The sequence below is a fragment of the Gordonia iterans genome (assembly GCF_002993285.1).
Classification (GTDB): Bacteria; Actinomycetota; Actinomycetes; order Mycobacteriales; family Mycobacteriaceae; genus Gordonia; species Gordonia iterans.
Genome location: NZ_CP027433.1, coordinates 3,162,003 through 3,174,284 on the forward strand (window position 1 = coordinate 3,162,003; position 12,282 = coordinate 3,174,284).

A 12,282-nucleotide genomic window follows, 5' to 3' on the forward strand; every position below is an offset into this window, starting at 1 on the left:
TCCGCCCCAGCTTTTCCGTTCCGCCCTATACCGGAGCCATAGGGCGGAACGAGTTTCCCGGGGCGCAACCGCGCCCGCGTCAGAAGTCCCAGTCCTCGTCTTCGGTGTTGACGGCCTTGCCGATCACGTACGAGCTGCCCGAGCCAGAGAAGAAGTCGTGGTTCTCGTCCGCGTTCGGCGAGAGCGCCGACAGGATGGCCGGGTTCACGCCGGTCTCGTCCTTGGGGAACATCGCCTCGTAGCCCAGGTTCATCAGGGCCTTGTTCGCGTTGTACTTCAGGAACTTCTTGACGTCCTCAGTCAGCCCGACCTCGTCGTACAGGGCCTCGGTGTAGTCGGACTCGTTGTCGTACAGGTCGTACAGGAGCTCGAAGGTGTAGTCCTTCAGCTCGGCGCGACGCTCCGGCGTCTGCACCTCCAGTCCGCGCTGGTACTTGTACCCGATGTAGTAGCCGTGCACGGCCTCGTCGCGGATGATCAGGCGGATCAGATCGGCGGTGTTGGTGAGCTTGGCGCGCGAGCTCCAGTACATCGGCAGATAGAAGCCCGAATAGAAGAGGAACGACTCCAGCAGCGTGGAGGCGACCTTGCGCTTGAGGGGGTCGTCGCCGCGGTAATAGTCCATGACGATGTGCGCCTTGCGCTGGAGGTACTCGTTCTCCTCCGACCAGCGGAAGGCCTCGTCGATCTCCTTGGTGGAGCACAGCGTTGAGAAGATGGAGCTGTAGCTCTTGGCGTGCACCGACTCCATGAACGCGATGTTGGTGAGCACCGCCTCCTCGTGCGGGGTGGTGGCGTCGGGGATCAGCGAGACCGCGCCGACGGTGCCCTGGATGGTGTCGAGCAGAGTCAGACCGGTGAAGACGCGCATGGTCAGCTGCTTCTCGACGTCGGTGAGGGTGCCCCACGACGGGATGTCGTTGGACACCGGCACCTTCTCGGGCAGCCAGAAATTGCCGGTCAACCGATCCCAGACTTCCGCGTCCTTCTCGTCCGGAACGCGGTTCCAGTTGATGGCGCTGACGCGGTCGACCAGCTTGATCGGCGCACCTTCGGCAGGACTGTGAGCAGACGCAGACATGAGACCCCTGTGGTTGCGAGTGAGACGTTCGATCCCGTACGAGACCACCCAAGCGTAACCCCTCCCGCATGCACAAGACTTAGCGCTTCACGCCGGTGCCGACCACAAGATGCTGTGCCAACTGCCCCGACGGTCGGTCATTTCGGGAAGCGTTCCGGGCGTGTCGCCGTCGCGCCCTAGACTTGGGGCTCCGTACGACGACGACGGTGAGACGAGATGCGGCGCAAGAGCCTCCCGCTGCCCGTGCCCCGGCGCGGGCTGTCGTCGAGGCACGAACGCCCGCGCTGGTGGGCCCGAGCCCGTTCCGGCCGGTGGCGCAGCGACTTACTCGGCGTCGCCACGGGCCGGTCCGGGCCCCCGCTGGTGCGGCGTCGCGTCCGGTACTACCTCTCGCTGCTGGGCCTGGTGGTGGTGATGTTCGGCGCCGAACTCGCCGTGCACTTCACCCACGGTGCGTCGACTCGCTGGCTGATGGCGGCGGTCGCACTGGTCGCCGCCATGCTCGCCCTGGGCTCGGGCCTGACGCTCGACGACCTCGGGCTCTCCCGGGCCACCCGAGCGCGAGGACTCCGGTACTCGTCGTGGGTCGTCGCCGGGACGGTCGCGGTGATCGCGATCGGTCTCGCGGTCCCCCCGGTCCGCGAGTTCTTCCACAACGACGCCTACCGGGAACTCGGTCCGGCGCTAGTCTCGGCACTGGTGCTGATCCCGGTGCTGACCGTGATCCCCGAAGAGCTCCTGTTCCGGGGCGTGCTGCTCGGAGCGCTGCTGCGCCGGCACTCCGAGGCCGCCGCGATCGGCGTCCAGGCACTGCTGTTCGGCCTGTGGCACGTGGTGACCTCGCTGGGCCTGTCGGAAGGCAACCGCGGCATCGCCGGCGCGGTCGGCAACGGCCCGGCCGGGGTCGCGCTCGGCATCCTCGGGGCCGTCGTGTTCACCGGTGCGGCCGGAGTGGTGTTCGGCTGGCTCCGCGTCCGCACCGGCAGCCTGCTGCCCGGGATCGCTCTGCACTGGGCGGCCAACGGCGCGGGCGCGATCGCGTCGGCGCTCTCCTGGCAGATCGGCTGACTCTCGGCACGGCGTGTCGCCGCCGGTCAGCGACCCGCGGGCGCATGCTGATGGCATGACGGTGCTGCCGATGTTCCCGCTCGAACACCCGCTGCTGCCCGGCGAACCGCTGACTCTGAACGTCTTCGAGCCGCGCTACCGCTCGCTGGTGGCCGACGTCCTCGCCGGCGACGGCCGTTTCGGCGTCGTGCTGATCTCCCGCGGCAGCGAAGTGGGCGGCGGCGACGAGCGTTGCGACGTCGGGACCGTCGCGCAACTGATCGGGCACCGGGTGCGGGTGAACGACCAGATCCAGCTGGCCTGCCGCGGCACCGACCGGCTGCGGGTGACGGCCTGGCTCGAGGACTCCCCGTACCCGCGCGCCGACGTCGAACTCTGGCCTGACGACCCGATCGGCCGCGACGAGTGGGCGCTGGCCCGCATCCCGTTCACGTCGGTGCTCGTCGAGGCGCAAGCGTTGTACGACGAAGTGTCCGCGCGCAGCGGCCGTCCCCCGGTGACGCTCGGCGCTCCGGACGATCTGCCACCGACCGAGTACACGTTCCGCACCGCGGCGACCCTGCCGCTGGGCGCCGCCGATCGCTACGCGATCCTGTCCGCGCACGGCGCCCGCGAGCGCCTGGACGCGATGATCCGTGCGGTCGACGACGTCCTCCCGATCCTGCGCGACCGCCTGGACCGGTAGGCCCGGGCCGGCGACTCGATCGCCGACGCCGGGCGCGCTCCGGTCCGAGACGAGGGTTTCGGATTCTCGGTGCCGGTGCAGGCGTCCGGCAGGTCACATCCCGATGGCGCCGTCGCCGTCCTTCCAGACCGCGACCACCGAGGGCCGCGGCTGCGCGTCGCCGCCGTCCGGCCAGTGCGAGAACGGCTTCTCGACGGTGGCGTCGTCGTCCTCGCCGGGATGCTGCACGCACACCACCACGCGCTTGTCTGTGATGATCGGCCCGCAGGTCTCCGCGCCGCGCGGGACGGTGAGGAACTGCTTGGTCTCGCCCCGGCGGGGACCGTCGAGGGCGACCGCGAACAGCCCGTCGTTGCTCTCGAGGGCGTTGCCGTCGGTGGAGATCCACAGGTTGCCGTGCGGATCGAAGGCGACATTGTCCGGGCACGAGATCGGGCTGACCTGCTTCTTGTCGAAACCGCCGTAGTAGGTGTCGGCGGCCGCCGGGTCACCGCACACCAGGAGCAGGTCCCAGGTGAACTGCTCGCCGGTGTGATCGTCGTCGATCTCCAGGATCTGGCCGTTCTTGTTCTCGTTGCGCGGGTTGGCCGCGTCGGCGCCGGGCTTGCCGTCGGTGCCGCGCTTGTCGTTGTTGGTGAGCGCGCAGTACACCTTGCCCGTGGTCGGGTGCGGTTCGATGTCCTCGGGACGGTCCATCTTGGTGGCGCCGGCCTTGTCGGCGGCGAGCCGCGTGAACACCGCGACCTCGGCCGGAGTCATGCCCTTGATGTGCGACGTCGCCGCGCCGTCGGCGTCGACGGTCAGCAGCTTGTGCCACCGTCCTGAGCCGGCCGCATCGGTGACCGTCGTCGGCTTGTCGCTGGTGAACGAAGCGACGTACAGGGTGCCCTCGGAGAGGATCCGCATGTTCTCGCGCCGGGCCTCGGCGGAGTCGCCCTCGCGGATCTTCCGGCTGGAGACGAACTTGTAGATGTACTCGAAGCGCTCGTCGTCACCGGTGTACGCGACCACCGTGCCGGCGGCCGGACCGTCCGGCACCACGTGGATGTTCGCCGACTCGTGCTTGAGGCGGCCGAGCGCAGAGTGCTTGAGCGGCACCGACTTCGGATCGTGCGGATCCACCTCGACGACGTACCCGAAGCGGTTCGCCTCGTTGGGCTCGGAAGCGAGGTCGAAGCGCTTCTCGAAGCGACCCCACTGGTGGTAGTCGGCGTCGTCCTCGAACCCGTAGCGCGCCAGCCGATCTGCCGCCGGCGCCTCGGTGACGGCGCTCGCGTTCATGAAGTAGTTGTTGTAGTTCTCCTCGCCGGACAGCATGGTGCCCCACGGCGTGATGCCGCCCGAGCAGTTGGCGATGGTGCCCAGGACGGTGCGCCCGTCGGGATCGGCCGACGTGCGTACCAGCTCGCTGCCGGCGGCCGGGCCGGTCAGCCGGAACGGCGTGGACGCGGTGATCCGTCGGTTGCGATGCCCCACAACCGGTGTCAGTGATCCGTCGGCGTCGCCGCCGGTCACTTCCAGCACCGTGATCCCGTGCGCGGCCATCGCGACCCGCGCCTGCTGCTCGGTGGGATCCTTCTCCCGGTATCCGCGGAACATGAGTTCCTCGGTGGTGTACTCCTGATTGACCACCAGGTAGAAGTGGTCGGGCTCTCCGACGACGGGGATCAGGCCTGCGAAGTCGTTGTTGTAGCCGAACTGGAGCGCCTGCGCTTCGGGTGTCTGATTCTCGAAGTCGAACTCCGGGGCGCCTGGGAGCACCGGATCACCCCAGCGGATCACCACCTGCTGGCGATAGCCGTCCGGAATCTTCAGTGCGTCCTCGGTGTTGGGGGCGACGACGTCGAACCGCATCCCCTCCAGCGGGCCCGACGAGCCGGTCTCGCTCACGGGGGTGTCGTCCCCACAGGCGGCGAGCACCGAGCCCGCACCGACCGCCACCGCCCCGGCGAGTGAGCCTCGCAGGACGGTGCGGCGCGACAGCGCGGTCCGCGCGACGTCGCGGAAGTACTCGTTCCCGCTGGTGTTGCCGGGCTCGTGCCAGCACGCTTCACCGCACTTGTACCGGCAGGTCATCCGCGACCGCGCCGAACGACCGGCCGCGGTGCCGACGGAGGTGAACAGTTGCAGGGGTATGCGCACGAGAAGAGGCCTCCACGGGATCGGGACGGCCCTGGGCTGCGGGCCGTTGCACCGGGAACGCTAGGGAGAACGGGTCAATCCGCGCCGACGCCGTCGTGAACGCAATCCGAACACCGGGCGAGCGGGGAACGACGCGCGGGTGATTCGGGCGGTATTTCGCATCCCTGTGGGCTCATCGAATCCCGGATGCCTACCGAGCAGTACGTCCCATCTGCAGCTTTCGCCGTGGTGAGGGCGCCGGGTCCCTAGCATGGGTATATGTACACGGGATTCCTCATCGGCTGCTTCTTCGTCTTCCCGGTCGTCTCGATCGTCATCGAGCACGCCGTGCGACGTCGACGCGGCGAGGATCCCGACCTCCTCGGCCTCGTCCTGCGGTGGTTCACCTTCTGGATCGCCGGTGTGCGCCTGCTGATCGCCGGCCTCACGCAGGCGTTCCGCCCGGAGTTCACCGCGGAATCGATCTTCAACACCACCGATCCCACAGTGCTGCCGTTCATCTCCGAACTCGGCTACTCGAACATCGCGATCGGTCTGATCGGCGTGCTCAGTCTCCGGCTGCGGTCCTGGACGGCACCCGCCGCTCTCGCCGGCGCCGTGTTCCTGGGGCTCGCCGGGATCCGGCACCTCGTCGACGGCGGCGCGTTCACCACCGATCGCGCCTTCGCCGCGGGCACCGACATCTTCGCGCTCGTCATCCTGCTCGGCGCCCTGCTCGCCGCCGGACTCCGCTCCCGCCGCGAATAGCGCGAAACCGCAAACCCAGCACTCGCGAGTGCTGGGTTTGCGGTGGGGATCTCGACTTCGCTCGATCAGCGAGAGGTCACAACATGCAGCTGACGCAACCATCCACCTCAGTACCCTCGAGCGCCATCTGACGCAGGCGGATGTAGTAGAGCGTCTTGATTCCCTTGCGCCAGGCGTAGATCTGCGCACGGTTGACGTCGCGAGTGGAGGCGGTGTCCTTGAAGAACAGGGTCAGACTCAGGCCCTGATCGACGTGCTGCGTCGCCGCGGCGTAGGTGTCGATGATCTTCTCGTAGCCGATCTCGTACGCGTCCTGGTAGTACTCCAGGTTGTCGTTGGTCAGGTACGGCGCCGGGTAGTAGACGCGGCCGATCTTGCCTTCCTTGCGGATCTCGATCTTCGCCGCGACCGGGTGGATCGAGCTGGTCGAGTGGTTGATGTAGCTGATCGAACCGGTCGGCGGCACCGCCTGCAGGTTCTGGTTGTAGATGCCGTCGCGCTGCACGGCGGCCTTCAGGTCGCGCCAGTCGTCCTGGGTCGGGATCGCGATGCCCTGATTGGCGAACAGGCCCTCGTCCTTGCTCCCGGCGTTGGCGAACAGCTCGCGCACCCGCTCGGTGGCCGGCTCCCACACCTGATCGATGTACTTGTCGAAGAACTCGCCACTGGCGTACTTGCTGTCCTCGAAGCCGGCGAACGGGCGCCCCTTCTCCTTCGCGAGCTTGTTGGACGCGCGAAGGGCGTGGTACAGCACCGTGTAAAAGTACATGTTGGTGAAGTCGATGCCCTCCTCACTGCCGTAGAAGATGCGCTCGCGGGCCAGGTAGCCGTGCAAGTTCATCTGCCCCAGCCCGATCGCGTGCCCCTCCTCGTTCGCGCGACGGATCGACGGCACCGAATCGATGGACGTCTGGTCGGCGACGGCGGTGAGGCCACGGATCGCGGTTTCGATGGTGTGCCCCAGGTCCGGGGAGTCCATCGCCTGGGCGATGTTCATCGACCCCAGGTTGCAGGAGATGTCCTTGCCGACGTGCGAGTACGAGAGGTCGTCGTTGAAGGTCGACGGCGTGGAGACCTGCAGGATCTCCGAGCACAGGTTGGAGTGGGTGATCTTGCCCGCGACCGGGTTCGCCCGGTTCACCGTGTCCTCGAACATGATGTACGGGTAGCCCGACTCGAACTGCAGCTCCGCGAGGGTCTGGAAGAACTCGCGCGCGTTGATCTTGGACTTGCGGATCCGCCCGTCCTCGACCATCTCGTGGTACTTGTCGCTCACATTGACGTCGGCGAACGGCACCCCGTAGATGCGCTCGACGTCGTACGGGCTGAACAGGTACATGTCGTCGTTGTTCTTGGCCAGTTCGAAGGTGATGTCGGGGATCACCACGCCCAGGCTCAGCGTCTTGATGCGGATCTTCTCGTCCGCGTTCTCCCGCTTGGTGTCCAGGAACCGGTAGATGTCCGGGTGGTGGGCGTGCAGGTACACCGCGCCGGCACCCTGGCGGGCACCGAGCTGGTTGGCGTAGCTGAACGAGTCCTCGAGCAGCTTCATGATCGGGATGACGCCCGAGCTCTGGTTCTCGATCTTCTTGATCGGGGCTCCGTGCTCGCGGACGTTCGACAGCAGCAGGGCGACGCCGCCTCCGCGCTTGGACAGCTGCAGCGCCGAGTTGATCGACCGCCCGATGGACTCCATGTTGTCCTCGATGCGCAGGAGGAAGCACGAAACCGGCTCACCGCGCTGCTTCTTGCCCGAGTTCAGGAAGGTCGGGGTAGCCGGCTGGAAGCGACCGTCGATGATCTCGTCGACCAGGTTGCGGGCCAGCGCGGTGTCGCCGGCGGCCAGGGTCAGCGCCACCATGCAGACGCGGTCCTCGAAACGCTCCAGGTAACGCTTGCCGTCGAAGGTCTTCAGCGTGTAGCTGGTGTAGTACTTGAACGCCCCCAGGAAGGTCGGGAAGCGGAACTTCTTGCCGTAGGCGTGGCCGAAGAGCAGCTTGACGAACTCACGGTCGTACTGGTCGAGGACCTCGGGCTCGTAGTAGTTCTCCTTGATCAGGTAATCGAGCTTCTCGTCGAGGTCGTGGAAGAAGACCGTGTTCTGGTTGACGTGCTGCAGGAAGTACTGCCGCGCCGCCTCGCGGTCCTTGTCGAACTGGATCTTCCCGTCCGCGTCGTACAGGTTGAGCATCGCGTTGAGCGCGTGGAAGTCGAGCTCACCCGGATCGTGACCGGCCGGTCCGGCGTGCACGCCCGAGACGCTCGCCGAGACGGTGCTGTCGGCGGGAACTTCTGACACGGGAACTGCGGTGGGCGACAAGGGAACTCCTGCGGATCGAGCTGATGAAAGAGGACTGACGAAAAAGTGTGAGCGCGGCTGCTCAGCGGCGAAATGCGGGACCGGCGGCGAACTCGGCGAGGCCGGAACGGACACGGTCGACGTCGTGCTCGGTGCCCATCAGCTCGAAGCGGTACAGGTAGGGCACCTGGCACTTGCGGGCGATGATCTCGCCGGCCAGGCAGAACTCTTCACCGAAGTTCGTGTTGCCGGCCGCGATCACCCCGCGGATCAGGGAGCGGTTGTGCTCGTTGTTGAGGAAGCGGATGACCTGCTTCGGGACGTATCCCCCGCCGGCGTGCGCCTGCACCGCACCGAGATCGGAGATCTTCCCGCCCCCGTACGTGGGGCTGATCAGCACGTACGGCCGGTCCACCCGGAACAGGCCGTCGCGGTCGATCAGCGGGATGCGCTGAGCCGGCGCCCCCAGCTTCTGGACGAAGCGGTGGGTGTTCTCCGACACCGACGAGAAGTAGACGATCTGCGGCAGGCCCTCGTGGGCCCCGGCGCCGGGAACGTCGTGAGCGGGCCGATCCGACACGGCGCCGGGAACGTCGTGAGCGGGCCAATCCGACACGGCGCCGCCGGACGGGCCCAGGAGCTCCGCCGACCGACCACCGGTCCCGGTCACGACTGCCACGACGACGACCTCCCGCTCAGGCTGCGCGAGCGGCGACGGCCTTGATGCGCTCGGGACGGAAGCCCGACCAGTGCTCGTCGTCAACCACGACGACCGGCGCCTGCAGGTAGCCGAGCGCCATCACGTAGTCGCGCGCTTCGTCGTCGATGCTGATGTCGACGACGTCGTACTCCAGTCCGAGCTTGTCGAGCGCCTTGTAGGTCATGTTGCACTGCACACAAGCCGGCTTGGTGTAGACGGTGATAGCCATTGGCGGACTCCTCGTGACGCGTTCGGACGGATGTGATGATGTCTGTCCGGCGGCTTCCCAATCGAGAGGATCACCAGCGTGTGAGTCGGTGTGCGAGTCCCGAATGACAGCTGTGGGATTCCTCTCCCCGTCGGACACCATGAACACTACACCTTGTGTCTGACATTTCGAGTCACCACAAGAAGTTGTGAATAACATTCATGAAAGTCCCAGGTCGGCGAGGCACCGTCCACAGGCCGCCGGGCGTGTCTCGATGCGCTCGGCGTGTCCTCCCCAGGCCGTCCCCAGCGCATCCCCAGGCCGTCCCCAGAGGTGTCCCCAGAGATGTCCCCAACCCTGTCTCCGGCGCGACCGCTCACCCCACCGCGGCCGGCTCCGGCAGAAGATGGGCGACGAGCCGCCCGAGCTCCCCGACGATCTCCGGCGACGCCTCGTCGAACTCGCCGCTGCGGATGCCGAGCTCGACCGGCTCGACCACCACGCCGCCGGCGATGCCGATCGCCTTGCGGGCGTCCTGGCGCGCCCAGGTGCCGGCGTGCGCACTCGATGCCGCGCCGATCACGCCGACCGGCAGACCCGTGAACGCCCCGGCGCCGTACGGCCGCGACAGCCAGTCGATCGCGTTCTTGAGCACCGCGGGCAGGCCGCCGTTGTACTCCGGCGTCACCACCAGCACGGCGTCGGCCGCACCCACGCGCGCCCGCAGTTCCTCCACCGCATCGCCACGCTCGCCGTCGGCGTCGAGGTCTTCGTTGTAGAACGGCAGCCGATCCAGGTCGTCGACGACGTCGACCGCCGTCCCGACCGGAGCCGACGCCGCGGCCAAGCGCGCCAGCCTGCGGTTGACCGAGTCGCGGCGAAGGCTGCCCACCAGCACCACCACGGCGCGGTCGGCGTCGGCGCGGGCGGCGGTGGTCGGATCGAGGGGGAAGTCGGTCATGATGGGGCTCCTTCGGGAAGGTCGTGCGCGAATCTGTCTACAACCGATAATTAACGGACTGCAGTCCGGATTTCATCCAGTGGTCCGTGTGGACCTTGTCACGTGCCCCGGCAGACGTCACGGTTTGGACGCACGATGATCCGGGTCGGTCGACTCGACCGCACCGCCCGACCGATATCCTGGGATGCATGTCCTCCGAATCCGGACGCGGCCCGGCGCTGCAGCTGCTGCCCGAGACCGGGGCCGGCGGCGAACGCGCCGATGCGGCCCGGAACCGGCAACTGCTGCTGGCCGCGGCGAAACAGCTGATCGACGACCACGGCGCCGCAGCGGTCACGATGGACGCGGTGGCCCGCGCCGCCGGCGTCGGCAAGGGCACCGTCTTCCGGCGTTTCGGCAACCGGACCGGGCTGATGATGGCCCTGCTCGACCACTCCGAGCGCGCCCTGCAGCAGCAGATCCTCACCGGGCCGCCCCCGCTCGGTCCCGGACTCGTGTCGGCGCCGACGCCGGGCGCGCCCGGTGCCTCCCCCCTCGACCGTCTGATCGCCTACGGCCGCGCACGGCTGAAGATGACCGTCGACCACCTCGACATCCTGCTGGAGGCCGGTGCCGACGATCCCGACCGCCTCAGCCACCCGGTCTGGGCCATGTCGACCAGTCACGTGCAGTACCTGCTCGGCGAGCTCGGCTACCCGGGCCGGCTGGCCACCGTGGCGGTCGCGATCCAGTCGCCGCTGGAGGCGATCGCCGTCCGTCACCAGCTGGAGGTGGTGGGTCTGGAACCCGCTGAGATCGCCGACGATTGGGAGCGGATGGTCCGGGCGCTCGCCGCGGGACTGAGCTGACCTTTCGACAAGGAGCTCACGACCTTTCGACAGGCTCAAGGAGCGCACGGACCTTTCGACAGGCTCAAGGAGCGCACGGACCTGTCGACAAGCTCAAGGAGCGTCACGGCGCTTTCGACAAGCTCAAGGAGCGTTCGACGGGCTCAAGGAGCGTCACGGCTTCTCGATCACGGCAGATCGCGCGCCACCAGCGCCGGCTCGCGCGCCAGGGCCGGCCCCTCCGGGAGCAGCGCCAGCACCGGCCACGGCGCCGGCCGCGGGTCGGACAGTCCCAGCATCCGGCCGATCTCCGCGGTGGCCAGCCGGTAGCGGATACCGGCATCGCTGACGTAGTAGTCGCCGCCGGTCACCCGCAGGTGTTCACCGCTCCCCGGTCGCAGGTATACGCCGTCGAGTCCCGGCCCGGACCCGTCCGCCGAACTCAGCGACACCACGCGCGCCCCCTCCGGCAGCGGCAGGTGGGGGCTGACGTGCAGCGTCTCCCGCTCCGGCGTGCCCTTCTCGCGCGACCACGAGCGGCACATCACCGCGTCCGCCCCGACCGGCGCGGGCACGTGCTCCGGAAACGACTCCACCGGCAGCCTCCGCACGACGGGCACTGCGGCGAGCACCCCCGGCGCCACCTGCCGGACCGCGTGCGGATCGCCCGCATCGGCGCCCCGCAACACCTGCGCGGCGACCGGTGTGAGCGGCTGGATGCCGTCCGGCAGCACCGCGAAGTACGACGGCGCGTCGTCCACCCCGAGCGAGCGGATCACCGACCCGACCGGAACCTCCCGCAGCGGGCCCGGCCCCGGGCCGCCCCGCCCGGGCACCTCCGGAACCGCCAGAGCGGGCTGCGCCGGAAAGGTGTTCAGCAAAGCCTCGCTGATCGGCCGTGCCGCCGCACCGTCGAGCCCCAGCGCCCGCCGCACCGCGACCGACGACGACACCGTGGCCCGCACCGGGAGCGACACTCCGTCGGCGGCGATCTGATAGAGCAGCCATTCGGTGTCACCCGCCCGAACCAGCGCGCCGGTCTGGGCAGGAGCCGGCGGCGCGGTGAGCGGTCCGGCCAGCACCGCGGTGCCGCCCGCGGGGTCGTCGCACACGGTCCAGACCGAGCGGCCGGCGTCGGCGGGTCCGGGCAGTGCCGCCGGGGCGCCCGGGATGCCCAGCGCCGGACCGCGCGGGTACGCGCTCATCGACCGCTGCGAGACCGTCTTCACCGGCAGCGGCGCTCCGGCGACGAGCCGCGCCGACGCGAGATTCGGCACCGGATGCAGGGCGTCGTCGACCAAGACGAACAGGCCCCCGCCCTCCACGGCGACGATCGTGGCGTCGCCGACCGACGGAGAGGGTCGCACCAATCCGTAGATCCCCGCCCCGGCCAGCAGCAGCACGGCCACCACCAAACCCGCCAGCAGTGCCCGGAATTGGGACCGCATCGGGTCGGCCAGCATCCGCGCGTCCCGCCGGATCAGCGCGTGCTCGGCCCTGGCCAGCCCGAACCGGTAGCCGCTCACCTGCGCACGCGTCGTCAGCTGTCTCGACATTCGACTCC

General features: G+C 68.4%; 11 protein-coding genes. 4 read left to right on the top strand and 7 right to left on the bottom strand.

From position 1 onward, the window contains the following. Positions 1-79: 79 nt before the first annotated feature. On the bottom strand, positions 80-1,081 hold the full coding sequence (nrdF, locus tag C6V83_RS14565; protein WP_105942993.1) for a class 1b ribonucleoside-diphosphate reductase subunit beta: 1,002 nt from the start codon (positions 1,079-1,081) through the stop codon (positions 80-82). 216 nt (positions 1,082-1,297) lie between these two features. On the opposite strand from nrdF, the gene C6V83_RS14570 reads away from it, so the two are divergent. Together C6V83_RS14570 and C6V83_RS14575 are read left to right on the top strand one after the other, a co-directional pair. After that, the gene (locus tag C6V83_RS14570; protein ID WP_234353757.1) at positions 1,298-2,149 is read left to right on the top strand and encodes a CPBP family intramembrane glutamic endopeptidase; all 852 of its coding nucleotides are present in this window, start codon (positions 1,298-1,300) and stop codon (positions 2,147-2,149) included. 55 nt (positions 2,150-2,204) lie between these two features. Then, positions 2,205-2,834, top strand: coding sequence for an LON peptidase substrate-binding domain-containing protein (locus tag C6V83_RS14575; RefSeq protein WP_105942994.1), 630 nt, complete (start codon positions 2,205-2,207; stop codon positions 2,832-2,834). Between the two features lie 93 nt (positions 2,835-2,927). On the opposite strand, the gene C6V83_RS14580 is transcribed toward C6V83_RS14575, so the two are convergent. Then, entirely contained in the window at positions 2,928-4,976 is a 2,049-nt protein-coding gene (locus C6V83_RS14580) for a PhoX family protein (protein WP_105942995.1), read from the bottom strand. A 258-nt stretch (positions 4,977-5,234) separates the two neighbouring features. On the opposite strand from C6V83_RS14580, the gene C6V83_RS14585 reads away from it, so the two are divergent. Further along, complete coding sequence (locus C6V83_RS14585) at positions 5,235-5,723, top strand: DUF6790 family protein (protein ID WP_105942996.1); 489 nt, start codon at positions 5,235-5,237, stop codon at positions 5,721-5,723. A 76-nt stretch (positions 5,724-5,799) separates the two neighbouring features. Here the strand turns inward: C6V83_RS14585 and nrdE are convergent, their stop codons facing one another. The 4 genes from nrdE to C6V83_RS14605 form a co-directional block, all read right to left on the bottom strand. After that, positions 5,800-8,043: a class 1b ribonucleoside-diphosphate reductase subunit alpha gene (nrdE, locus tag C6V83_RS14590; protein WP_234353758.1), complete on the bottom strand. Its 2,244-nt coding sequence runs from the start codon at positions 8,041-8,043 to the stop codon at positions 5,800-5,802. A gap of 61 nt (positions 8,044-8,104) precedes the next feature. After that, complete coding sequence (nrdI, locus tag C6V83_RS14595; RefSeq protein WP_105943985.1) at positions 8,105-8,602, bottom strand: class Ib ribonucleoside-diphosphate reductase assembly flavoprotein NrdI; 498 nt, start codon at positions 8,600-8,602, stop codon at positions 8,105-8,107. Between the two features lie 115 nt (positions 8,603-8,717). Beyond that, positions 8,718-8,951 (bottom strand): glutaredoxin-like protein NrdH, encoded by a 234-nt coding sequence (gene nrdH / locus C6V83_RS14600; protein ID WP_105942998.1) that lies wholly within the window; start codon positions 8,949-8,951, stop codon positions 8,718-8,720. 355 nt (positions 8,952-9,306) lie between these two features. Next, positions 9,307-9,891 carry an NAD(P)H-dependent oxidoreductase gene (locus tag C6V83_RS14605; RefSeq protein ID WP_105942999.1) on the bottom strand — a complete coding sequence of 195 codons (585 nt, stop codon included), beginning with the start codon at positions 9,889-9,891 and terminating at the stop codon, positions 9,307-9,309. A 188-nt stretch (positions 9,892-10,079) separates the two neighbouring features. Between C6V83_RS14605 and C6V83_RS14610 the strand changes: the two genes are divergently transcribed. Beyond that, positions 10,080-10,739, top strand: a complete 660-nt coding sequence (locus tag C6V83_RS14610) for a TetR/AcrR family transcriptional regulator (RefSeq protein ID WP_105943000.1) — start codon at positions 10,080-10,082, stop codon at positions 10,737-10,739. A gap of 167 nt (positions 10,740-10,906) precedes the next feature. On the opposite strand, the gene eccB is transcribed toward C6V83_RS14610, so the two are convergent. Beyond that, on the bottom strand, positions 10,907-12,274 hold the full coding sequence (eccB, locus tag C6V83_RS14615; protein WP_105943001.1) for a type VII secretion protein EccB: 1,368 nt from the start codon (positions 12,272-12,274) through the stop codon (positions 10,907-10,909). Positions 12,275-12,282 lie beyond the last annotated feature (8 nt).